This window comes from Achromobacter denitrificans NBRC 15125, assembly GCF_001571365.1.
In the GTDB taxonomy this organism is placed as follows: Bacteria; Pseudomonadota; Gammaproteobacteria; order Burkholderiales; family Burkholderiaceae_B; genus Achromobacter; species Achromobacter denitrificans.
The window spans coordinates 26422-48823 of record NZ_BCTQ01000043.1 but is presented as its reverse complement, the minus strand read 5'-3'; the positions used below and the strand labels follow the sequence as shown (position 1 = coordinate 48823).

The following is a 22402-nucleotide window of genomic DNA, read 5'->3' as shown; positions in this document are numbered from 1 at the left end:
GCCGCCGGCCGCGCAGCCGACGACGCCGCCCGCCACCGCGCCCAAGCCGGCCACGCCGCCGGCCAAGCCCGACCCCAAGCCCGCGACGCCGCCCAAGCCGGACACGCGCTCCGACGACGGCGCCCGCGCGCTGGCGCTGCTGGAAGGGCGCGCCGCGCCCGCCGCCACGCCGGCGCCCGCGCCCAAGCCGGCCGCCAAGGGCAACTTCGTGCTTCAGATCGCCGCCTACACGACCTCGGAAGACGCGCAGTCGCGTCGCAGCAAGCTGCACCAGGCCGGGGTGACGAATGCATTCGTAGAGCAGGCCACGATCGGTGGCAAGCAGCAGTACCGTCTGCGCGTGGGGCCGTTCCCTTCGCGCGAGGCGGCGCAGGCGGCCCAGGCGCGTTTGCGCACCCTGGGCTATGACAATGGTTTCATTGCCGCCCAATAGTGACCGGCTTCGACTTCGTCGTGCTGGCCATCCTGGCGGTATCGGGTGTGCTGGGCCTGGTGCGCGGCCTGCTCAAAGAGGTGCTGTCGCTGGTCGCCTATCTGCTGGCCTTCGTGGCCGCGATATGGTGGGGCCCCACGGTCTATGCCTGGCTGGAGCCCTATATTGAAACGACGCTGCTGCGCATGGGAGTTTCGTACGCGGCGGTATTCATCATCGTGCTGCTTGGCGTGGGGTTGGTCAACATGACGCTTGCCGCCTTGATCCGCAGTACCGGCCTGAGCCCCGCCGACCACGGACTGGGCGGCATGTTCGGGTTGGCGCGAGGCCTGCTGATCGTGCTGGCGCTGGTCGCCGCCGCGGGCTACACGCCGCTGCCGGAAGAGCCGTGGTGGAAGGACGCCATGTTTTCGCATTCGGCCATCGAGGCCATCAAACATATCAAGACGTGGCTGCCGCCGTCCCTGGCGACGTGGCTGCCGTATTGATTAGCTTCAAATCAACCAGGAAATCTCACCATGTGTGGAATCGTAGGGGTCATCGGGCGCGGGCCGGTCAACCAGCTGCTCTATGACAGCTTGCTGCTGTTGCAGCACCGCGGGCAGGACGCCGCGGGCATCGCGACGTCGCAAGGCAACCAATTCAATATGTACAAGGCTCACGGCCTGGTGCGCGACGTCTTCCGTACGCGCAACATGCGCGCGCTGCCGGGTACGTCCGGCGTCGGCCAGGTCCGCTATCCCACCGCGGGCTCCAGCGCCAGCGAGGAAGAGGCCCAACCGTTCTACGTCAACGCGCCGTTCGGCATCATGTTCGCCCACAACGGCAACCTGACCAACTGGCGCGAGCTGCGTGAATCCCTGTACCGCGTGGACCGTCGCCACATCAACACCAATTCCGACTCGGAAGTGCTGCTGAACGTGCTGGCGCACGAGCTGCAATCGGCGGCCAGCGGCGTCTCGCTGGATGACGACGCGATCTTCCGCGCCGTGTCGGCCCTGCACAAGCGCGTGCGCGGCGCCTACGCCGTGGTGGCCCAGATTTCCGGTTACGGCCTGCTGGCCTTCCGCGATCCCAACGGCATTCGCCCGCTGTGCATCGGCCGCCAGGAAACCGAAGAGGGCGTGGAGTGGATGGTCGCTTCCGAATCGGTGGCGCTGGAAGGCAGCGGCTTCGCCTTCGTGCGCGACGTCGAGCCGGGCGAGGCCGTGTTCATCGACCTGGACGGCCGTTTCGTCAGCCGCCAGTGCGCCGAGAATCCCCAGCTGGTGCCCTGCATTTTCGAGTACGTGTACTTCGCGCGCCCGGATTCGCTGATCGACGGCGTGTCGGTCTACGACGCGCGCCTGCGCATGGGCGAGTACCTGGCCGACAAGGTGGCGCGCAACATGCGCCTGGGCGACATCGACGTGGTCATGCCGATTCCCGATTCCTCGCGTCCGGCCGCCATGCAGCTGGCCGCGCGCCTGAACCTGGATTACCGCGAAGGCCTGATCAAGAACCGCTACGTGGGCCGCACGTTCATCATGCCGGGCCAGGCTGTGCGCCGCAAGTCCGTGCGCCAGAAGCTCAATGCCATCGGCATGGAGTTCAAGGGCAAGAACGTGCTGCTGGTCGACGACTCCATCGTGCGCGGCACCACCAGCCGCGAGATCGTGGACATGGCCCGCGCCGCCGGCGCCAACAAGGTGTACTTCGCCTCCGCCGCGCCTCCGGTCCGTTTCCCCAACGTGTACGGCATCGACATGCCCACGCAGAGCGAGTTGATCGCCACCGGCCGCAGCGACGAGGAAATCGCCCGCGCGATCGGCGCCGACAACCTGGTCTACCAGGATCTGCACGACATGCAGCAGTCGGTCCGCGACATCAACCCGAAGCTCTCGCGCTTCGAGGCGTCCTGCTTCGACGGCGAGTACGTCACGGGCGACATCACCGCCGAGTACCTGGCGCGCCTGGGCCAGTCGCGCAGCGAACCCGGCCAGGAAGGCGGCGCCAGCGGCCTGCAGTTCAACATGGGCTACGCCGCCAACGACGCCTGAGCTCGTCTCCGCGGGGAGAGTGAACATGCCGTCCGCGAGGACGGCATTTTTTTGGCCGGCGTTTCCGGGCGCGCCCGCTCCAGGAAGGAGGGGGCGCCGGCCCCGGCGGTCAGGGCTGCTGCGTGGCGGCCGCCATCTTGGGTTGCCTGAGCGTCCGGACGAACACGACCAGTTTCCAGACGATCACCAGTCCGATCACGCCCAGCAGGGTGGCGCTGATCGGCCGCGTGATGAAGACATCGAAGGAGCCTCGGCTGAGCAGCATCGCCCGGCGGAAATTCTCTTCGAGCATGGGGCCCAGGATGAAACCCAGCATCAAGGGCGCGGCGCCCATGCCCAATCGCAGGAATGCATAACCGATCAGTCCGAATACCGCGGTAATGTAAATATCGTCCAGGCTGTTATTGATGCTGAACGTGCCGATAATGCAGAAAAACAAAATCGACGGAAATAATACCGTGTAGGGAATCTTGAATACGGACAGCCAATAGCGCACCAGCGGCACGTTCAGCAGCAGGAGGAAGCAGTTGCCTACCCACATACTGGCCACCAGGCCCCAGAACAGGTCCGGGTGGGTGCCGATCATATTGGGGCCGGGCTGGATGCCCTTGATAATGAAGGCCGCCAGCATCAGGGCCATCACCGCGTTCTCGGGGATGCCGATGGCCATCAGCGGAATGAAGCTGGTGCGGGCCGCGGCTTCGTCGGCGGCGGCTTGCCCGGCCACGCCTTCGATCGCGCCATGGCCCATCTCATGCTTGTATTTGCTGAAGCGCTTGTCGGCCGCATAGGCGGCGAACTGCGCAATCGTGGGGCCGCCGCCGGGCAGGATGCCCAGTGCCGCGCCGATCGCGCTGCCGCGCAGGGCGCTGGGAATAATGCGCTTGAACTCGGCCCAGGTCGGCATCAGTTTGATTTTGCCGTTGAAGGGAGTGAGTTCGTTGCGATTATCCAGGTTCTTCACGATTTCCGCGATGCCGAAGCAGCCCAGCGCGATACTGATCAGGCCGATCCCGTCCTGCAGGAAGGCGAAATCCATGGTGAAACGCGCGGTGCCGCTATTGACGTCGGTGCCGATCGACGCGAGAAGCACGCCCACGATCGCCATTGCCAGGCCGGTCAGCATATTGCCGCTGCTGACGAAACTGACGCAGAAAAAGCCCATCAGCATTAACGCGGTATAGTCCGCCGGCCCGAACAGGAAGGCCGCTTCGCCCAGGATGGGCGTCATGGTCGACAGCACCACGATGGCCACCGTGCCCCCGATGAAGCTGGAGACGCCCGCCGTGAACAGCGCGAGACCGGTCTTGCCGTTCAGGTTCATCTGGTAGCCGTCTATGCAAGCGACGATACTGCTTGCATGCGGAATCTTCATGGTGATGGCGCTCACGCTATCGCCATACTGCGCGCCGTAATAAATGCCGGCAAGCATGATCAGTGCGCCGCCGGTGGGAATGGAATAGGTCAGCGGCAGCAGCAGGCTGATCGTGGACAGGGGGCCCAGTCCGGGCAGCAGCCCGACCAGGGTGCCGATAACGCAGCCCATCGCGCAATACAGCAGGTTTTGCCAGGTCAGGGCATGCTCGAAGCCGAGCATCAGATTATTCAGGATATCCATCGCGTATGCTCGTCAGAGTAAAGGCAGGTTAAGGCCGAGAAAGCTCTTGAACGCAAAGGCGACGGCAATCAGCCCTCCTGATATCTTCAAGTTTCTCAGGGTCGAATACGAAGTGGCCGCCAACGAGGCGCAGAAAACCAGGAATATGATCCCGACGACCATATTCACCGCGCCCGATATCGCGGCGCAGCCCACCAGGCTCAGCATGATGATGGAAATGTTCTTGATGCTGTGGCTCATCGGCACCGGCTCGGTGAAGAGCGAGGCGATTACCGTGATCAGGCCGATGGCGAACAGCGCCGAGCTTGCCATCAGCGGAAACAGGCCCGGCCCGCCGCGGGAGAAGGTCCCGACTTGATATTTGAGTGATGTGACTCCGAATATAAGGGCGAACGCCATCATGAATGCGCCGCGGACGAAATTCTGGTTATTCATATGCCTATGAAAACCCCTTCCCGTATTTATATTGCTGCTGCTTTCTTGAAGCACCATGCTCTCCTCGTTATTAGAATGCGTTTGCAAGAAAGGGCGATTCCAGCCCCTTACAAAAGCCTGAGAGAGTCTAATAACGGGCACTTTCAGTCCGCTTTCGGCGCGCGGCGATAAATCCGGATTTTCATGCTCGCTAACCCTAGGGCCGCAACATGTTTGCACCGCTGAAATGGATTATTCAGCTGTCGTTAAGAATATCGTCAGATGTATTTAAGAAATCATTCAGAATGAAGTCAGATTGTGTTCAGAATTCATTCAGGATTTCTATTTTGAATGCGCCCGACAATTAATCGGTTTTTCCGGCCGGTGCCATATCCGTCGCGTCGGCATTCGCCTTCGGATCCCACAGGGGTTGCCGCGTCGCTTCCAGGTGCGTGAGGTAGAGGCGCAGGTCGAACTCGTACTGGTGATAGTTCGGTTCCATACGCAGGCACATGCTGTAGAAGGCCTTGTTGTGGTCCTTTTCCTTCAGGTGGGCCAGTTCATGCACCGCGATCATCTTCAGGAACTCGGCCGGCACGGTCTTGAACAGCGTGGCCACCCGGATCTCGTGCTTGGCCTTGAGCTTGCCGCCCTGCACGCGCGAGATATAGGTGTGCTGGCCCAGCGCGTGCTGGATCACGTGGATCTTGCTGTCGAAGGCGACCTTGTTGATCTGGTCGCCGTTGCGCATATAGGTGTTCTTCAGGTCCGTCACGTACTGGTAGAGCGCGCGGTCGGTACGCACGCCGTGCGCGCCCGCGGAGTAGCGGGACAGCAGGGCGGCGCCCAGTTTGCCCTGGTCGAGCAGCTTGCGGGCCTGGAGGATCAGCGATTCCGGATATCCGGTGAGGTATTTCAGGGGCGGCACGGCGGTCGGGAAAGGGCGGGAGGGATGACGGTGAGGCGGGGCCAGGTGTCGGCATGGCGCTTGTCGGCCAGCCGCTGGGCATAGGCGCGGGGATCGGCGCCGGGGCTGGGCCGCAGCACGAGCGCGAACAGGTCGGCCAGACCGTGCGGCGCGACGATGCGCAGCTCGTCGTCGCCTTCCAGGGCCACGCCCACGCAGGTGGCGGTTTCGGGCCAGGCGGCGATGCCCGCCGCGAGCGACGCGGCCGGGGGCGGGGGCGCTCCCCGGCTGTCACGGCGCCACAGGTGCACGCGCGCCTGGTTCACCACTTCCCAGGGCGCGTCGGGCGCCGCGGCCCGCAGGCGGCGGGCGACGCCGTCCTCATGGCCGGCCGACAGGTCCGTGGGGTCGTGATAGACGAAATCGAGGTCCGCCGGCGGGTGGCTGCCGGCGGGGTAGCCGTGCAGGTGGTTCCACACCAGCGACCGGACCGCGCCGGCCGCGATGCAGCCGCCGGCCGGGCCGTGGTCGCGCGCCGCGCGCAGCCAGCGCATCAGCGGCGCATGCGCCAGAACCAGCGCGCGCAAGCGCTCGGCGTGCGACGCCTCGGCCGTGGCCGGCACCGCGCTCAGCGCGCCTGGCCGCGCCTGAAGACGACGGGCAGCGCCATGAAGAACAGGATGACGAAAAGCGCCAGGCTCCAGAGGGCATACTCGATGCCCAGCACCGACACCATGGCATCCATGCAGGTGGCGTAGATGCCGAAGAGCCACGGCACGCCGCCGTCCAGCCCGATGCCGGTCATGAAGCGGTCGGCGAAGGTCTGGTCGCAGGACAGCATCTTGGCCGCCACGCTGTATTGATACCAGGCGGCGACCACGCCGGCTACCGACAGCAGGGCGGCCAGGACGCCGCAGAAGCGGGTCAGGCCGCGGCCGCCGCCGTATCCGCCCACCAGGGCCACGACGCCGATCACCAGGTAGATCAGGCGTTGCATGACGCACCAGGCGCAGGGCGGCATATCGAAGACGTGCTGGGAGATCAGGGCGATGCCGACGGCGCCGAAGCAGAAAAGGGCGATCAGGCGGAGCAGGCGTTCGGAGCGTGAAGTCATTGTTCTGCGAGTAGGGTTGCGGAAAGCCGGTCCGGGCGCCGGGCCCGGCGGCAGGCCAGGAAACTCCTAGACCGAGGGAACCGGAATTGGTTGCATGACCTGCTGCAGGACGCCCAGCAGCAGTTCGCGCGAGCCTTCCCAGAAGATCTGCACGCCCAGGCACAGCATGATGAAGGCCGACAGGCGCATGAATACGGCGGTGCCATTATCGCCCAGCCGGTGCAGCATCTGGGCGGCGAAGCGCAGGCAGATGTAGAGGGTCGCGGAGACGACGATGATGCCCGGGATCGAGCCGCCCAGCCGCACCAGGCTCAGCACGTGGTTCTGGTCGCGCAGCGAGACGCCGACCGTGATGGCCGCGGCGATGGAGCCGGGGCCGCAGCTGATGGGGAAGGTCAGGGGATAAAAGGCGCGGGCCTTCGCCATCTCGGGCGTGAAGGATTCCGCCATGCGCGCGACGCGCTCGGTGTCGGCGTCGGGCGAATTCACCAGCCGCCAGGCGCTGGCGATCACCAGCATGCCGCCGCCGACCCGCACGATGGACAGCGAAATGCCGAAGAAGCTGAGCAGCACGTTGCCGGCGACCATGGCCACGATCAGCATCAGGCAGACGTTGATGGCGACGCGCTTGGCCAGCACCATCCGCGTCGAGGACGACGCGCCTTCGGTCAGCGACAGGAAGATCGGCGCGATCGCGGGCGGGTTCAGAAAGGGCAGCAGGGTGGCCAGCGCGAAGAAAAAGCTGCCCCCGAAAACGCGCAGATAGTCATTGAGCTGCATAGAACGGACGCCGCGTGGCCGAAAACCGGGATTGTATGCCGTCCGGGCGGCGCTGGCGATGGCGGAAAGCCGCCCGCGCTCAGGCGGCGCGGCGGCCGGCTTCCTCGCCCGCCAGGGCGTCCAGGACGTCGCGTTCGAATTGCATCTGGCTGCGCGGCCGGGCCAGCGCCGAGCCGTCCACGATGAACACGTCTTCCACCCGGTCGCCCAGCGTCATGATCTTGGCCATCACCAGGTTCACCTCGTGCCGGGCGAACACGCGCGCCAGGGCGTGCAGCAGGCCGGGTCGGTCGGTGGCGGTGACGGACAGGCGCCAGGACGTGCTGCGCTCGTCGGGCTGCAGTTCCGCCTGCGGCATGATGGGGAACACCCGCGACACGCGGGACTGGCGGCCGCGGCCGTAATAGCCGCGGGCGGGCTGGGGTTGCGCCGCGGCCTGCGGATCCTTCAGCCGCTCGGCCAGTTCGTGCTCGACCAGCGTGGCCTGGGCGCGGAGGTCGCTGGCGCCTTCCGGCAGCAGCACGATGAAGCTGTCCAGCGCCCAGCCGTGGCGGGTAGTGTGGATGCGGGCGTCCTGGATGGACAGGCACTTGGCGTCGAAGTAGCCGCAGATGGCCACGAACAGGTCGGGCGCGTCGCGGGTGTACACCATGATCTGCAGGCCTTCGCCGTGCTCGGTGGGGCGGGCCTTGACCACCGCCTGCGCCGGCGCGACCTGGTGGTACAGGTGGCGCGTGTGCCAGGCGATGTCCGAGGCGTCGTGGCGCAGGAAATAGGCCACGTCCAGCTGGTTCCAGAACGCCTCGCGGGCGTCGTCGCGCAACCCCGCCAGGCGGGTCAGGCGCGCGGCTTCCTCCTTGCGTTCGGTCAGCACGGTGTGCGCGTCGGCATGCGCGCCGCCCAGCGCGGCCAGGGTGAGCTTGTACAGGTCTTCGAGCAGCTTGCCCTTCCAGGCGTTCCAGACCTTGGGGCTGGTGCCGCGGATGTCGGCCACCGTCAGCAGGTACAGGGCGGTGAGGTGGCGCTCGTCTTTCACGGTGGCCGCGAAGTCCTGCACCACGGCCGGGTCGGAGAGGTCGCGCTTCTGCGCCACGGCGGACATCAGCAGATGCTGGCGAACCAGGAACTCGACCAGGGCCGTATCCTCGGGTTCCATGCCGTGGTCCTGGGCGAACTTGCGGACTTCGCGGGCGCCCAGCTCGGAGTGGTCGCCGCCGCGGCCCTTGGCGATGTCATGGAACAGCGCCGCCACGTACAGCAGCCAGTGCCGGTCCAGGCCGGCGATCAGCTGGCTGGCCAGCGGATACTCCTGGGCGTGCTCGGGCATGGTGAAGCGGCGCAGGTTGCGCACCACCGCCAGCGTGTGCTGGTCCACGGTATAGGCATGGAACAGGTCGTGCTGCATCTGGCCCACGATGCGGCGGAACACCGGCAGGTAGCGCGGCAGGATGTTCAGCATGGTCATGCGCCGCAGTTCGTGGACGATGCCGCGCGGCTGCTGCAGGATCTGCAGGAACAGCTTGCGGTTGACCGGATTGCGGCGGAACTGCGCATCGATGCGATGCCGCGAATGCCAGATGGCTCGCAGCGTGCGGGCCGACATGCCGGTCAGTTCCGGGTGCTGCTGCATGACCAGGAAGGCGCGCAGCAGCAGGGTGGGGTTGCGCTCGAAGCCGTCGTCGCGAATGATGTCCAGGCGGTCGCGCAGGTTGCGGAAATCGTCGTCGATGTCGTGGGCGTCGCTGTCGGGGCGCGGAAACAGCCGTTCCTCGATGTTCTGCACCAGGATGCCGTTCAACTGCGTGACCAGCCGCGCGGCCCAGTAGTAGCGCTGCATCAGCAGTTCGCTGCCGCGCCGCGTGGCGGTGGCATGGATGCCGTAGACCTCGGCCAGCGCGGGCTGGAGATCGAACAGGACGCGGTCCTCGCGGCGGTTCGCCAGCAGGTGCAGCTCGATGCGCAGCCGCTTGAAGGCCTGTTCGGCGCGGCGCAGGTCGCGCGCTTCCGAGGAGGTCAGCAGCCCGGCCTGCGCCACCGAACGCCAACTGTCGCCGAAGCCCGCCGCGCGGGCCATCCACAGGATGACCTGCAGGTCGCGCAGCCCGCCGGGCGATTCCTTGCAGTTGGGCTCCAGGGCATAGGGCGTGTCGTGGTAGCGCGCATGGCGCTGCTGCATTTCGACGCGTTTGGCGCGGAAGAAGGCGCGCGGATCCAGCCGCGAGCGGGTGGCGGCCTCGAATTTCTTCATCAGCGTGCGGCTGCCCGCCAGCCAGCGGGACTCCAGCAAGGCCGTTTCCACGGTGATGTCGGCGTCGGCCTCGCGCTCGCAGTCTTCGATGGTGCGCACGCTGTGCCCGGGTTCCAGCCCCAGGTCCCAGAGCGATGCCACCAGTTTCTCGATGGCCGCCTCGTCTTCGCGCGTAGGGGCGTTCGGAAGCAGGATCAGCAGGTCGACGTCGGAATGGGGGTAGAGTTCGCCGCGGCCGTAGCCTCCCACGGCCGCCAGCGTGGCGCCGGCGGGCAGGGGGCAGAGCTTGACCAGGTCGCGCAGCGCGGCGTCCACGATGCGGCGCAGTTCGGACAACAGCGTGTCCGGCCGTTCGTGTCCGCGGAACTGGGCAACCGCCGCTCGCCGGGATTCCTGGATGCGTTCGCGCAGGGCGCTGAGGTGTTCGGCGGTCATGGCGGCGGTCGGCGGAGGGTCAGACGGCGGGGATGACGATGGGTTCGGTGATGAACGCGGGCGGCTGGGGCATGCCCGGCGACAGGGTCAGGACTTCGTAACCGGTGTCGGTCACGCAGACAGCATGCTCCCATTGGGCGGACAGGCTGTGGTCGCGGGTGACCACCGTCCAGCCGTCGGACAACTGCCGGATTTCGCGGCGGCCGGCGTTGATCATCGGCTCGATGGTGAACAGCATGCCCGTGGTCAGCTTCACGCCCGTGCCCGGCTTGCCGTAGTGCAGCACCTGGGGATCTTCATGGAAGCGCTGGCCGATGCCGTGGCCGCAGAATTCGCGCACCACCGAAAAGCCGTTGGCCTCGGCGTGTTTCTGGATCGCGTTGCCGACGTCGCCCAGCGTGGCGCCGTTCTTCACCTGCTGGATGCCTTTCCACATGCACTCGAAGGTGATGTCGGTCAGGCGGCGCGACAGGATCGACTGCTCGCCCACGGCGTACATGCGGCTGGTGTCGCCGAACCAACCGTCCTTGATGATGGTGACGTCGATATTCAATGAGTCCCCATTTTTCAGCACCTTGTCGCCGGGAATGCCGTGGCAGACCTGGTGATTCACCGAGGTGCAGATGGCGCCAGGGAAGGGCGGGTAGCCGGGAGGGGCGTAGCCCACCGTGGCGGACTCCACGCGCAGCTCGTCGGTCAGGTATTCCAGACAGAGGCGGTCGAGTTCCCCCGTCGTGACGCCCGGCTTGACGTGAGGCGTGATGAAATCGAGGACTTTGGCGGCGTCCTGGCAGGCCGCGCGCATCTTGGCCAGGTCGGCCTGATTGGTAATGGTGCCCATGGATTGGCTTTAGCTATCTGTCGCTTGAATGTCTGCTTGAAAGAATAGTAGAATTATAGGCTTCCCTAAATTTTTGGGGATGCAGTAGTAGGTAGTGAGCAGTACAACTACTGGGTAACGGCAAGAGCCGATCCCGGCGGGTGCTGGCGGGTGGCGTTGGCGCCAGTCTGTTGCAAGCCCGGCAGGTATTCCAGTTGTGCGGATCCAGTCATTGGGATCGGCGGCAGGCCCCGAAGTTTCACCGCAAGCGAAGGTTGTGGAGCGAAATCGGGCAGGCCGCGGGTGCCGGGGGCGGGAAGCGCGCAGCGGGTGCAGGCCGGTAGGGCACGGGCGGCGGCGGTTCCATGGCTGGCACGAACCGGGGCGCGGCGTGCTTGCAAGCCTGGTCATGTTTTTGAGCGGCGATGCAGGTTCAGGATCTGCGCTCGGTATGGATGTCGGATTAAGTTCTTGAAAACACTCGTGTTTTCTTAAGAAATGCCCCGATGGTCTGATGCGCGGTCGAGTGGGGCTGGATTTCGGTCCCGTGCCCGAACGCGAAGAGCTGGATTTTCCAGAGCTGGATTTCGCCGCCAACAAAACAGGTCCGGGTGCGTCTCGAAGAAACTTCCAGGAAACTCCTGGCGGGTCGGGAGACGCGTAGCAAGCGTGCGGCGTTGGGCTTTTCGTCGTGGCGGCCGTCTGGGTTTATCGCGGCAGCGTAGTAAAGAGAGGCGTCCAGGACGAATCCGTCCGAAGGCGTCGGAGTTATTGCGGCAGTGATCGGCCGGCCCGGTTAGAATTTTGTCATCCCGCACTTGCGGGAAATCGCGCGCAACACCACCCAGGGTGTCAGCCAGAGGCTGATGCAGGTGCGGCGCAAGAAATCAACCCTTGGAGAAAGTTATGTCTTTGATGCGCGAAATGCTGGAAGCGGGTGTCCACTTCGGTCACCAGACCCGTTACTGGAACCCCAAGATGGCCCCCTATATCTTCGGCCATCGCAACAAGATTCACATCATCAACCTCGAAAAGACGGTTGATAAGTACCAGGAAGCCACCAAGTTCGTGAAGCAGCTGGCTGCTCGCGGCGGCAACATCCTGTTCGTCGGCACCAAGCGCGCTGCGCGCGAGCTGGTCGCCGCCGAAGCCGCCCGTTGCGGCATGCCCTTCGTCGACGCCCGCTGGCTCGGCGGCATGCTGACCAACTTCAAGACGGTCAAGACCTCGGTCAAGCGCCTGAAGGACATGGAAGCCGTGGTCGCCGAAGGCGGCGCCGAGCGCATGATCAAGAAGGAAGGCCTGCTGTTCCAACGCGAACTGGACAAGCTGAACAAGTCGATCGGCGGCATCAAGGACATGAACGGCCTGCCCGATGCCATGTTCGTGATCGACGTCGGCTACCACAAGATCGCCATCGCCGAAGCCAAGACGCTGGGCATCCCGGTCGTGGCCGTGGTTGACACCAACCACTCGCCCGACGGCATCGACTACGTCATCCCCGGCAACGACGACTCGGCCAAGGCCATCGCCCTGTACGCCAAGGGCATCGCCGACGCCGTGCTGGAAGGCCGCGAGCAGAACCTGAACGGTCTGGTCGAAGAGCTGGGCGAAGGTCAGGAAGAGTTCGTCGAAGTGCAGGACAACCAGGCCTAAGCCTGTTGTCATGTCCGGCGGTTAGCGTCTGGGAGCGGCTCGGAATTCCGGTCCGCTCCCGCCTCGCCGGCACAGCGAAGGTGGGCTCCCATCTTCCCGATCCGCGATAGGCGGATGTCCCATCGAATCACACCACTGTCCCGGCCCGCCGGGGCATGTCTCTAGCAAAATTGGAGCAAACATGGCTGAAATTACCGCTGCCCTGGTCAAGGAACTGCGCGAAAAGACCGACGCGCCCATGATGGAGTGCAAGAAGGCCTTGACGGAAGCCGAAGGCGATCTGGTCCGCGCCGAGGAAATCCTGCGCGTCAAGCTGGGCAACAAGGCCAGCAAGGCTGCCGCCCGCGTCACCGCCGAAGGCCTGATCGGTCTGTTCATCTCCGCCGACGCCAAGCAAGGCGCCGTCATCGAAATCAATTGCGAAACCGACTTCGTCGCCAAGAACGACGACTTCGTGGCTTTCGTGAACAAGCTGGCCGAACTGGTTGCCACGCAGAACCCGGCCGACGTGGCCGCTCTGTCGGCGCTGCCCTACGGCGACGGCACGGTTGAATCCACCCGTACCGCCCTGATCGGCAAGATCGGCGAAAACATGGCGATCCGCCGCTTCGAGCGCATCGAGACCCCCAACGCGCTGGCCAGCTACGTGCACGGCGGCCGCATCGGCGTGCTGGTCGAGTACTCGGGCGCCGAGGAAGTGGGCAAGGACCTGGCGATGCACATCGCCGCGACGAAGCCGAAGGCCCTGAACGCCGACGGCGTGAACCCCGCCGACATCGCCGCCGAGCGCTCGGTCGCCGAGCAGAAGGCCGCCGAATCGGGCAAGCCGGCTGAAATCGTCGCCAAGATGGTCGAAGGTTCGGTCGCGAAGTTCCTGAAGGAAGTCACCCTGCTGTCGCAGCCGTTCGTCAAGGACGACAAGTCCACGGTCGAGCAGATGCTGAAGGCCAAGGGCGCTTCGATCACCAAGTTCGTGCTGTTCGTCGTCGGCGAAGGTATCGAGAAGAAGACCAGCGATTTCGCCGCTGAGGTTGCCGCCGCCGCCGCTGGCCGCGCCTAAACGGTAGTTTGCTTACAGGCCGGCACTGACTAAAATCAGGCCGGCCTATTTCTTGTCTTACACTTTCGTCGGATTGTTCCTCGGGATATCACCTATGAGCAGCAGATCATACAAACGGGTTCTTCTCAAGCTTTCCGGCGAGGCGCTGATGGGCGAAGATGCTTTCGGCATCAATCGTTCCACCATCGTCCGCATGACCGATGAGATCGCCGAAGTTGCCGCCACCGGCGTGGAACTGGCTATCGTCATCGGCGGTGGCAACATCTTCCGTGGCGTCGCCCCGGGCGCGCAGGGCATGGACCGCGCGACGGCCGACTACATGGGCATGATGGCCACCATCATGAACGCGCTTGCGCTGCAGGACGCGCTCAAGCACAAGGGAATCGACACCCGCGTACAATCGGCCCTGAATATCGATCAGGTCGTCGAGCCCTACATCCGTCCGAAGGCCCTGCGCTACCTCGAAGAGGGCAAGGTCGTCATCTTCGCGGCGGGCACCGGCAACCCCTTCTTCACCACCGACACCGCCGCCGCCCTGCGTGGCGCCGAGATCGGCGCGGAGATCGTGTTGAAGGCCACCAAGGTGGACGGCATCTATAGCGCGGACCCCAACAAGGATCCCACCGCTACGCGTTATGCGCGCATCAGCTTCGACGAAGCGATCGTCCGCCGTCTGGAAGTCATGGACGCCACCGCGTTCGCGCTGTGCCGTGACCAGAAACTGCCGATCAAAGTGTTTTCGATCAATAAGTCCGGCGCCCTGAAACGGGTGGTCAGCGGCGAAGACGAAGGCACCTTGGTACACGTTTAAAGAAAAGGAAATTCCATGAGCGCCGCAGAAATCCGCAAATCCGCCGAAGCCAGGATGGCCAAGTCGCTTGACACGCTCAAGACCAACCTGGCCAAGATCCGTACGGGCCGCGCCCATACCGGCATCCTGGACCACGTTCAGGTCGAGTACTACGGTTCGCCCGTGCCGATCAGCCAGGTCGGCAACGTGAACCTCGTGGACGCCCGTACCATCAGCGTGCAGCCTTACGAGAAGCAAATGGCCGGCCCGATCGAAAAGGCCATCCGCGAATCGGACCTGGGCCTGAACCCCATCTCGATGGGCGACACCATCCGCGTGCCCATGCCCGCCCTGACCGAAGAGCGTCGCCGCGACCTGACCAAGGTGGTCCGCAGCGAAGGCGAAGACGCCAAGGTGGCCGTGCGCAACCTGCGCCGCGAAGCCAACGAAGCGCTCAAGCGCCTGGTCAAGGATAAGGAAATCTCCGAAGACGACGAACGCCGTTCGCAGGACGAAGTCCAGAAGTTGACCGATCGCAGCGTGGCCGACATCGACAAGATGGTTTCCCAGAAAGAAGCGGAAATCATGACCGTATAATTCCTGCACGCCCCGGGCGCGGCCTAGTCGGTCGGGTCCAGGGCCAGGAATTTCTTGCCTGCGCGCCGTCCTTTCCATTGTTTCGCAGTATCTCGTAGCGATGGAACGACGGCGCCGGCTTTTCCCCGTATTCCCGTTTTTCGCCGCTTTTCCGCGCGCAGCACCAGACCCATGGCAACCAGTTCGACCCAGGCGGTTCCCGCTACTCGCGATGTTCCCGAGCATGTGGCCATCATCATGGATGGCAATGGCCGGTGGGCGACGCGGAGGCTGTTGCCCCGCACGGCGGGGCATGCCAAGGGCGTGCAGGCGGTGCGGCGCGTGGTCGAGGCCTGCGGCCGCGCCGGCGTGCGCTACCTGACGCTCTTCGCCTTCAGTTCCGAGAACTGGCGCCGTCCCGCCGAGGAAGTGTCGTTGCTCATGCGCCTGTTCGTGCAGGCCCTGGAGCGCGAAGTCGGCAAGCTCGACGAGCAGGGCGTGCGCCTGCACGTCATCGGCGACCTGAGCGCGTTCGAGCCCCGGCTGCAGGAACTCATCTTCGCCGCCCAGCAACGCACCGCCCACAACGACCGCCTGCACCTGACCGTGGCCGCCAATTACGGCGGGCGCTGGGACATCCTGCAGGCCACCCGCGCCATGCTGGCCGCCGAGCCCGCGCTGGCGACGCAGCCGCAGCTGGTGGACGAAGAGCGCCTGTCCCGGCACCTGTCCATGGCCTGGGCGCCGGAACCCGACCTGTTCATCCGGACGGGCGGCGAGCAGCGCATTTCCAATTTCCTGATCTGGCAGATGGCCTACGCGGAGTTCTACTTCACGGACCGCTACTGGCCGGATTTCGGCGCGGCCGAACTCCAGGCCGCTTTCGACTGGTACCGCACCCGCGAGCGCCGTTTCGGCCGCACCAGCGCGCAACTCACCGAAGACGGCGCGCGCTGAGCAAGCGGACGGCGACAAGCGCGTCTTTCCAGAGCCGTACACGAGGAGACCGTCACATGTTGGGCCAGCGTATCGTTACCGCCGTCATTCTGTTGGCCGTCCTGGCCGCCGCGATGATGAGCGCCAATCCCTGGTGGTTCGTCGCCTTGCTGGCCCTGGCGGCCGCCTGCGCCAATTGGGAGTGGCTGCGCCTGACGCTGCCGCAACCGCCTTCCCCCCTGATTTCCGTCGGCGTCGCCGCGCTGCTGTTCGCCGGCATGCTGGCCCTGGCTTCCGCCTGGCTGGCCGGCGACCGCGGCGGCGTCGCCGATCCGGCCTGGGTGCTGCGCTACCTGGTGCCCGCCGTGGCCGCCGTCTGGCTGTTCTTCGGCGTGGCGGCGGTCGTGCGCGGCCGTTCCGACGCACCCCCGGCCAGCCTGGGCTGGTCCCTGTTTTCCATTCCCGCGGCCTTCGCCGCGTGGGCCGTGCTGGCGCAGATGTTCGTGGCGCATGGGGCCGGCTTCGTCGTGTCGCTGCTGGCGCTCGTCTGGGTGGCCGATATCGCCGCGTATTTTGCCGGCCGCGCGTTCGGCAGGCGTAAACTGGCCCCGCGGGTCAGCCCGGGAAAGACGATAGAAGGCGCCATCGCCGGCGTGTTGGGCGCGGTGGTCTGGATCGGCCTGTCCAGTTTGTGGGCCGGCACGTTCGGCCACGCCCTGGTCGAGCGCTGGACGTTCTGGCTGGCGTTGCCCATCGCGGCGCTGCTGGGCGTGCTGTCCATCGTGGGCGACCTGTTCGAATCGCTGCTCAAGCGTCGCGCCGGCCGCAAGGATTCCAGCACGTTGCTGCCCGGCCATGGCGGCGTCTATGACCGCATCGACGCGATCCTCCCCGTCGCGCCGTTCGCGCTACTTTTGTCTGGAGTGTTGTTTTGACGGCTTTTCAACGCGTCGTGGTGCTGGGATCGACCGGTTCGATCGGTGAAAGCACGCTGGATGTGATTGCCCGCCACCCTGATCGGTTGGCGGTTTTTGCCCTGTCCGCCTACAGCCGCATGGAGCGCCTGGCGGAGCAGGCCCTGGCCAGCCGCGCCGCCGTCGTGGTGGTGCCCGACGACGCCGCGCGCCGGAAATTCGCCGCGGCCTGGGCGGGCCCCCAGCCCATGCCGGAGATCCGGGTGGGCGCGCAGGCGCTGGCCGATACGGCGGCCGATTCCCGGTGCGATTCGGTCATGGCCGCCATTGTGGGCGCGGCGGGCTTGCCGGCCGCCCTGGCGGCGGCCCGCAGCGGCAAGCGCGTGCTGCTGGCCAACAAGGAAGCGCTGGTCGCGGCCGGCTCGTTCTTCATGCGGGCTATACGCGACAACGGCGCCGAACTCCTGCCTATCGACAGCGAACATAACGCGATCTTCCAATGCATGCCGCAGAGCGGCAAGGCGGTGGCGCCGGATGCGCCCGCGCCTGGCGTGCGGCGCCTGCTGCTGACCGCTTCCGGCGGCCCGTTCCGCGGCCGCGACCTGGAAGACCTGCACGACGTGACCCCGGCCCAGGCCTGCGCCCATCCCAACTGGAGCATGGGCCGCAAGATCTCGGTGGATTCCGCCACCATGCTCAACAAGGGCCTGGAGGTGATCGAGGCGCATTGGCTCTTCGCCATGCCCGCCGACCGCATCGAGGTCGTGGTGCACCCGCAGAGCGTGGTGCATTCCATGGTGGAGTACAACGACGGCTCGGTGCTCGCCCAGCTGGGCCAGCCCGACATGCGCACGCCGATCGCCTACGGCCTGGGTTTCCCCGAGCGGTTGGAAAGCGGCGTGAATTCGCTGGACCTGACGCGCCTGGGGCGGCTGGACTTCGAGAAGCCCGATCTGGCCCGTTTCCCTTGCCTGGCCCTGTCGTTCGCGGCCCTGCGAGCCGGGCAGGGCGCCTGCGTGGCCCTGAACGCCGCCAACGAGGTGGCCGTCGAGGCTTTCCTGAGCGGCCGCCTGCCATATACCTGGATTCCGAGGGTGATCGAGGCCTCCCTGGAGTGGCAGGCGCGGCAAGCTTCTGTTACGCTCAACAGTCTTGACGACGTACTTGCGCTTGACGCCGCCGCGCGCGCCTACGCGGGCAACCTGGGCCTCGCCTGACGGCGCCCGTCGCCGCGGCTGTCCGCCACCGATTCCCTAGATCTTCCGACACTGATGCTTTTCACCCTGCTGGCCTTTGCGGTTGCGCTTGGCACCCTGATCATCTTCCATGAGCTGGGGCACTATTGGGTGGCTCGGCTGTGCGGCGTCAGGGTCCTGCGCTTCTCGGTGGGGTTCGGCAAGGTCATCCTGCGCCGCACCGACAAGCACGGCACCGAATGGGCCGTCTCCGCCTTGCCGCTGGGCGGCTACGTAAAAATGCAGGACGACGCGCCTGCCGGCGCCAGCCCCGCGGAAGCGGCGGGCGCGTTCAACGGCAAGCCGGTGGGCCAGCGCATCGCCATCGTCGCGGCCGGCCCCATCTTCAACCTGATCCTCGCGGTCTTCCTTTATGCCGGGCTGAATATGGCCGGCACCGAAGAGCCGGTGGCCGTGCTCGCCCAGCCCGCCGCCGAGACGCCCGCCGCGCTCGCCGGCCTGCTATCGGGCGACCGCATCCTGGCCATCGACGGCGAGGAAGTCGCTTCCTGGTCCGACGCGCGCTGGCGTCTGATGGACGTGATGGCCACGGGCGGCAACGCCCAGGTCGAGGTCCGCACCTCCGGCGGCGCCGTGCATCGGCGCGAACTGGTGCTTCCCTCCAATACCATGGACCCGGCCGGCGGAGACCCGCTGGTCGCGGCCGGCATCCGCCTGGCCCAGCCCCGGCCCGCCGTGCGGGTCGTGAACGACGGCGGGGAAGGGCAGGCCGCCGGCCTGCGCCCCGGCGACCTGATCGTGGCCGTGAACGGCCAGCCCACCCCGGATACCGGCGCGCTGGTCAAGCAGATCCAGGAAAGCGCCGGCAAGACCCTGGCGCTGACCTTGTCCCGCGACGGGGCGCCGGTTTCCCTGAACGTCACCCCGCGCGCCGAACTGGTCAACGGCCAGCAGATCGGCCGCCTGGGCGTCCAGTTGGGCGGCGACGTCCCCATGGTGACGGTTCGCTACGGGGTGTTCGAAAGCCTGTGGCGCGGCGCCGTCCGCACCTGGGACACCGCCTGGTTCTCGCTGCGCATGATGGGCCGCATGGTGACGGGCGACGTGTCCTGGCGCAATGTCAGCGGCCCCGTGACCATCGCCGACTACGCCGGACAGACCGCCAGAATCGGAATTGTTGCGTACATCGCGTATATCGCCTTGATCAGCATCAGTCTGGGTGTTCTAAATTTGCTGCCCATTCCTATGCTGGATGGCGGCCATCTGCTGTACTATCTCGTCGAAATTGTGCGGGGTAGCCCGCCGCCAGCGAGGTGGATCGATATCGGACAGCGCGCCGGCATAGGTTTATTGGCAGGCCTGATGGGGCTTGCGCTGTTCAACGATTTCACGCGTTTGTTTACTTAAGCGCGATTTAGCATAAAATCCCCCGCCATTTGCACGACCGAGGATACTCAAGGATGTCTTTTCGCCGGATGTTTCATCACAAAAAGGGTGTACTGCCGGGTCTGATCGCCGCCGCATTACTGCTACCGGCCATCGCCCACGCCTTCGACCCTTTTGTCGTGCGGGATATCCGCGTAGAAGGGATCCAGCGAACCGACGCCGGCACCGTCTTCGGGTATCTGCCCGTCAAGGTCGGCGAGAAGTTCACTGAAGAAGAGGCGACGGAAGCCATCCGCCGCCTGTACGGCACGGGCTTCTTCTCCGACGTGCAGATCCAGACCGACAACAACGTCGTGGTCGTGGTCGTGCAGGAGCGCCCGACGATCGCTTCCGTGAACTTCAACGGCATGCGCGAGTTCGACTCCAAGGCCATCACCACGTCGCTGGCGCAGGTGGGCTTCGCCGAAGGCCGCATCTTCGACCGCTCGATGCTCGAACGCGCCGAATACGAACTGAAGCAGCAGTACCTGTCCAAGGGCAAGTACGGCGTCGAAGTGACCTCCACCGTGACCCCGCTGCCGCGCAACCGCGTGGGCGTGAGCTTCGACGTGTTCGAAGGCTCGGTCGCGCGGATCCAGGAAATCCGATTCGTCGGCAACAAGGCCTTCTCCGAAAGCGATCTGCTGGACGTGTTCCAGCTGACCACGCCGGGTTGGCTGACCTGGTACACCGACACCGACAAGTACTCGCGCGAAAAGCTTGAGGGCGACCTGGAGCGCCTGCGCTCGTACTACCTGGACCAGGGCTATCTCGAATTTTCGGTCGAGCCGCCGCAGGTCACGATTTCGCCGGACCGCAAGGACATCCGCATCACCATCACCGTGCACGAGGGCGAGCCCTACAAGGTGCGCAGCGTGAAGCTGGCGGGCAACCTGCTGGGCCTGGACAAGGAAATCAACGCGCTGCTGCAGGTCAAGCCCGACGAGACCTTCTCGGCCGCCAAGGCCAACGATTCGGCCAAGGCCATCACCGACTACCTGGGCGAGCTGGGCTACGCGTTCGCCAACGTGAACCCCAACCCGCAACTCGACCGCGCCAAGCACGAAGCGGACCTGACGTTCTACGTCGATCCGAGCCGCCGCGTCTACGTGCGCCGCATCCAGATCGGCGGCAACACCCGCACCCGCGATGAAGTGGTGCGCCGCGAAATGCGCCAGCAGGAAGCCGCCTGGTACGACGCCAAGGACATCAAGACCTCGCGCGACCGCGTCGACCGCCTGGGCTACTTCAGCGACGTCAACGTCAAGACCGATCCGGTCCCGGGCTCGCCCGACCAGGTCGACGTGAACGTGGACGTGAAGGAAAAGCCCACCGGCATGATCAACCTTGGCGTGGGCTACGGCTCGTCCGAAAAGGCCATCCTTTCGGCGGGTATCAGCGAAGACAACGTGTTCGGCAGCGGCACCAACCTGACCCTGCAACTGAACACCAGCAAGACCAACCGCGCGATCGTGCTGTCGCACACCGATCCGTACTGGACCAAGGACGGCATCAGCCGCACCTCGTCGGCCTACTACCGCGTGACCGAGCCCTGGAACAACAACGACGGCGACTACCGCGTCAAGGCCATGGGCCTGGGCATGAACTTCGGCGTGCCGATCTCGGAATACGACCGGATCATGCTGGGCGCGAACTATGAACGTAACCAGATCGATCTGTTCAGCAACTCGCCGGCCGCATACGAGAAGTTCGTCAATGACTACGGCGATTCGACCAACTCGGTCATCTTCTCCACCGGCTGGACCAAGGACACGCGCGACAGCGCCCTGGCTCCGACCAAGGGCGGGTACACGCGCCTGAAGGCCGATCTGTCGACCATCGATCTGCAATACACGATGCTGACGGCCCAGCAGCAGTATTACGTGCCGCTGGGCGGCTCCTATACGCTGGCCTTGAACGGCATGGTCGATTGGGGCCAGAGCTACGGCAGCAAGGATTACCCCGTCATCAAGAACGTGTACGCCGGCGGTATCGGCACCGTGCGCGGCTACGAGGGCTCGTCGCTGGGCCCGCGCGACTCCAAGACGGGCGACTACCTGGGCGGCACGCGCCGCATCGTGGCGAACGCCCAGCTGTACCTGCCGTTCCCGGGCGCGTCCAAGGATCGCACGCTGCGCTGGTTCATTTTCTCGGATGCCGGCCAGGTGTCGGCGGGCAGCGGCCTGTCTTGCACCAACGGCAAGCCCGGCAGCGAAGTGGAAGATCCTTGCGGCTGGCGTTTCTCGGCCGGTATCGGCCTGTCGTGGCAGTCCCCGATGGGGCCGCTGCAACTGTCCTATGCCCGTCCGCTCAATTCGAAGCCGGGCGACGACAAGCAAAGCTTCCAGTTCCAGATCGGGACCGGTTTCTAAGCGCCGTTACGCTTGAAAACAAGGGAGGAGACCGGCGCGCCGGCTCCCTTGCTGTTTAGTGGCACAATACACACTTTGGCTTTGCCTTACTGGAAGGTGAGATTTTCATGATGTCTGATTCCGCACTTAAAACATCGAATTCGCTGGGTGCCAAGCGCCGCGGCAAGCTGGGCGGCTCCATTGCCCTGGTGGGTGCGCTCATTCTCGGTTCGGCTGCCGCGATCCCCGCGCAAGCACAAGGCACCAAGATCGGTTTCGTGAATACCGAGAGGATCCTGCGCGAGTCGGGTCCGGCCAAGGCTGCCCAAAGCAAGATCGAAGCCGAATTCAAGAAGCGCGACGACGAGCTCCAGCGCCTGAACAACAACCTGCGTTCGCAGGCCGAGAAGTTCGACAAGGACGCGCCCGTCCTGTCGGAATCCGACCGCGTCAAGCGCCAGCGTGAACTGTCCAACCTGGATACCGACCTGCAGCGCAAGCGCCGCGAGTTCCAGGAAGACTTCAACCGCCGCCGCAACGAAGAGTTCTCGGGCATCGTGACGAAGGCCAACGACGCCATCAAGCGCATCGCCGAACAGGAAAGCTACGACCTGATCATTCAGGACGCCGTGACGGTCAACCCGCGCATCGACATCACCGACAAGGTGATCCAGAGCCTGGGCAAGTAAG

General features: G+C 65.2%; 21 protein-coding genes. 13 read left to right on the top strand and 8 right to left on the bottom strand.

The window, feature by feature from the left end:
- From ADE01S_RS26455 to purF, 3 genes are all read left to right on the top strand, one after another.
- A partial coding sequence (locus tag ADE01S_RS26455; protein WP_174544500.1) for an SPOR domain-containing protein occupies positions 1 to 433 on the top strand: 433 nt, incomplete at its 5' end.
- Complete coding sequence (locus tag ADE01S_RS26450; RefSeq protein WP_062684746.1) at positions 433 to 921, top strand: CvpA family protein; 489 nt, start codon at positions 433 to 435, stop codon at positions 919 to 921. The genes ADE01S_RS26455 and ADE01S_RS26450, both read left to right, overlap by 1 nt.
- A gap of 30 nt (positions 922 to 951) precedes the next feature.
- A complete protein-coding gene (gene purF / locus ADE01S_RS26445; protein ID WP_062684745.1) occupies positions 952 to 2472 on the top strand; it encodes an amidophosphoribosyltransferase in 1521 nt (506 codons plus the stop codon).
- Between the two features lie 109 nt (positions 2473 to 2581).
- On the opposite strand, the gene ADE01S_RS26440 is transcribed toward purF, so the two are convergent.
- The 8 genes from ADE01S_RS26440 to map all read right to left on the bottom strand — a co-directional run bounded on the left by ADE01S_RS26440 (position 2582) and on the right by map (position 10829).
- A complete protein-coding gene (locus ADE01S_RS26440) occupies positions 2582 to 4090 on the bottom strand; it encodes a tripartite tricarboxylate transporter permease (protein WP_062684744.1) in 1509 nt (502 codons plus the stop codon).
- Between the two features lie 12 nt (positions 4091 to 4102).
- Positions 4103 to 4525 carry a tripartite tricarboxylate transporter TctB family protein gene (locus ADE01S_RS26435; protein WP_062684743.1) on the bottom strand — a complete coding sequence of 141 codons (423 nt, stop codon included), beginning with the start codon at positions 4523 to 4525 and terminating at the stop codon, positions 4103 to 4105.
- Positions 4526 to 4868: 343 nt separating this feature from the next.
- Positions 4869 to 5432: a M48 metallopeptidase family protein gene (locus ADE01S_RS26430; protein ID WP_062684742.1), complete on the bottom strand. Its 564-nt coding sequence runs from the start codon at positions 5430 to 5432 to the stop codon at positions 4869 to 4871.
- Positions 5420 to 6034 (bottom strand): nucleotidyltransferase family protein, encoded by a 615-nt coding sequence (locus ADE01S_RS26425; RefSeq protein WP_232482008.1) that lies wholly within the window; start codon positions 6032 to 6034, stop codon positions 5420 to 5422. Before ADE01S_RS26425 ends, ADE01S_RS26430 begins: the two co-directional genes overlap by 13 nt.
- Before the next feature lie 5 nt (positions 6035 to 6039).
- Positions 6040 to 6525 carry a disulfide bond formation protein B gene (locus ADE01S_RS26420; protein WP_062684741.1) on the bottom strand — a complete coding sequence of 162 codons (486 nt, stop codon included), beginning with the start codon at positions 6523 to 6525 and terminating at the stop codon, positions 6040 to 6042.
- A 66-nt stretch (positions 6526 to 6591) separates the two neighbouring features.
- Positions 6592 to 7305 (bottom strand): MarC family protein, encoded by a 714-nt coding sequence (locus ADE01S_RS26415; RefSeq protein WP_062684740.1) that lies wholly within the window; start codon positions 7303 to 7305, stop codon positions 6592 to 6594.
- A gap of 79 nt (positions 7306 to 7384) precedes the next feature.
- Positions 7385 to 9988: a [protein-PII] uridylyltransferase gene (locus ADE01S_RS26410; RefSeq protein ID WP_062684739.1), complete on the bottom strand. Its 2604-nt coding sequence runs from the start codon at positions 9986 to 9988 to the stop codon at positions 7385 to 7387.
- Positions 9989 to 10007: 19 nt separating this feature from the next.
- On the bottom strand, positions 10008 to 10829 hold the full coding sequence (map, locus tag ADE01S_RS26405; RefSeq protein ID WP_062684738.1) for a type I methionyl aminopeptidase: 822 nt from the start codon (positions 10827 to 10829) through the stop codon (positions 10008 to 10010).
- Positions 10830 to 11714: 885 nt separating this feature from the next.
- Here map and rpsB point away from each other — a divergent pair.
- From rpsB to ADE01S_RS26355, 10 genes are all read left to right on the top strand, one after another.
- Positions 11715 to 12464, top strand: coding sequence for a 30S ribosomal protein S2 (gene rpsB / locus ADE01S_RS26400; RefSeq protein ID WP_062684737.1), 750 nt, complete (start codon positions 11715 to 11717; stop codon positions 12462 to 12464).
- A 181-nt stretch (positions 12465 to 12645) separates the two neighbouring features.
- Positions 12646 to 13524 carry a translation elongation factor Ts gene (tsf, locus tag ADE01S_RS26395; protein WP_062684736.1) on the top strand — a complete coding sequence of 293 codons (879 nt, stop codon included), beginning with the start codon at positions 12646 to 12648 and terminating at the stop codon, positions 13522 to 13524.
- 94 nt (positions 13525 to 13618) lie between these two features.
- Positions 13619 to 14335, top strand: a complete 717-nt coding sequence (pyrH, locus tag ADE01S_RS26390) for a UMP kinase (protein ID WP_043542852.1) — start codon at positions 13619 to 13621, stop codon at positions 14333 to 14335.
- A 15-nt stretch (positions 14336 to 14350) separates the two neighbouring features.
- Complete coding sequence (gene frr, locus ADE01S_RS26385; protein WP_062684735.1) at positions 14351 to 14911, top strand: ribosome recycling factor; 561 nt, start codon at positions 14351 to 14353, stop codon at positions 14909 to 14911.
- 171 nt (positions 14912 to 15082) lie between these two features.
- The gene (uppS, locus tag ADE01S_RS26380; RefSeq protein WP_062684734.1) at positions 15083 to 15847 is read left to right on the top strand and encodes a polyprenyl diphosphate synthase; all 765 of its coding nucleotides are present in this window, start codon (positions 15083 to 15085) and stop codon (positions 15845 to 15847) included.
- A gap of 56 nt (positions 15848 to 15903) precedes the next feature.
- A complete protein-coding gene (locus ADE01S_RS26375) occupies positions 15904 to 16761 on the top strand; it encodes a phosphatidate cytidylyltransferase (RefSeq protein ID WP_062684733.1) in 858 nt (285 codons plus the stop codon).
- Positions 16758 to 17957, top strand: coding sequence for a 1-deoxy-D-xylulose-5-phosphate reductoisomerase (locus ADE01S_RS26370; protein WP_062684732.1), 1200 nt, complete (start codon positions 16758 to 16760; stop codon positions 17955 to 17957). Before ADE01S_RS26375 ends, ADE01S_RS26370 begins: the two co-directional genes overlap by 4 nt.
- A 54-nt stretch (positions 17958 to 18011) precedes the next feature.
- Positions 18012 to 19343 carry an RIP metalloprotease RseP gene (rseP, locus tag ADE01S_RS26365; RefSeq protein WP_062684731.1) on the top strand — a complete coding sequence of 444 codons (1332 nt, stop codon included), beginning with the start codon at positions 18012 to 18014 and terminating at the stop codon, positions 19341 to 19343.
- A gap of 53 nt (positions 19344 to 19396) precedes the next feature.
- Positions 19397 to 21733: an outer membrane protein assembly factor BamA gene (gene bamA / locus ADE01S_RS26360; protein ID WP_062684730.1), complete on the top strand. Its 2337-nt coding sequence runs from the start codon at positions 19397 to 19399 to the stop codon at positions 21731 to 21733.
- 107 nt (positions 21734 to 21840) lie between these two features.
- A complete protein-coding gene (locus ADE01S_RS26355) occupies positions 21841 to 22401 on the top strand; it encodes an OmpH/Skp family outer membrane protein (RefSeq protein ID WP_062684729.1) in 561 nt (186 codons plus the stop codon).
- Position 22402 lies beyond the last annotated feature (1 nt).

Excerpts from the sequence above, each read along its gene's own strand:
- ADE01S_RS26410 (WP_062684739.1), bottom strand. The coding sequence starts at position 9,988 with ATGACCGCCGAACACCTCAGCGCCCTGCGCGAACGCATCCAGGAATCC.
- map (WP_062684738.1), bottom strand. The coding sequence starts at position 10,829 with ATGGGCACCATTACCAATCAGGCCGACCTGGCCAAGATGCGCGCGGCC.
- rseP (WP_062684731.1), top strand. The coding sequence starts at position 18,012 with ATGCTTTTCACCCTGCTGGCCTTTGCGGTTGCGCTTGGCACCCTGATC.
- ADE01S_RS26440 (WP_062684744.1), bottom strand. The coding sequence starts at position 4,090 with ATGGATATCCTGAATAATCTGATGCTCGGCTTCGAGCATGCCCTGACC.
- frr (WP_062684735.1), top strand. The coding sequence starts at position 14,351 with ATGAGCGCCGCAGAAATCCGCAAATCCGCCGAAGCCAGGATGGCCAAG.
- ADE01S_RS26415 (WP_062684740.1), bottom strand. The coding sequence starts at position 7,305 with ATGCAGCTCAATGACTATCTGCGCGTTTTCGGGGGCAGCTTTTTCTTC.
- ADE01S_RS26355 (WP_062684729.1), top strand. The coding sequence starts at position 21,841 with ATGATGTCTGATTCCGCACTTAAAACATCGAATTCGCTGGGTGCCAAG.
- bamA (WP_062684730.1), top strand. The coding sequence starts at position 19,397 with ATGTCTTTTCGCCGGATGTTTCATCACAAAAAGGGTGTACTGCCGGGT.
- pyrH (WP_043542852.1), top strand. The coding sequence starts at position 13,619 with ATGAGCAGCAGATCATACAAACGGGTTCTTCTCAAGCTTTCCGGCGAG.
- rpsB (WP_062684737.1), top strand. The coding sequence starts at position 11,715 with ATGTCTTTGATGCGCGAAATGCTGGAAGCGGGTGTCCACTTCGGTCAC.
- ADE01S_RS26375 (WP_062684733.1), top strand. The coding sequence starts at position 15,904 with ATGTTGGGCCAGCGTATCGTTACCGCCGTCATTCTGTTGGCCGTCCTG.
- ADE01S_RS26420 (WP_062684741.1), bottom strand. The coding sequence starts at position 6,525 with ATGACTTCACGCTCCGAACGCCTGCTCCGCCTGATCGCCCTTTTCTGC.
- ADE01S_RS26435 (WP_062684743.1), bottom strand. The coding sequence starts at position 4,525 with ATGAATAACCAGAATTTCGTCCGCGGCGCATTCATGATGGCGTTCGCC.
- tsf (WP_062684736.1), top strand. The coding sequence starts at position 12,646 with ATGGCTGAAATTACCGCTGCCCTGGTCAAGGAACTGCGCGAAAAGACC.
- purF (WP_062684745.1), top strand. The coding sequence starts at position 952 with ATGTGTGGAATCGTAGGGGTCATCGGGCGCGGGCCGGTCAACCAGCTG.
- uppS (WP_062684734.1), top strand. The coding sequence starts at position 15,083 with ATGGCAACCAGTTCGACCCAGGCGGTTCCCGCTACTCGCGATGTTCCC.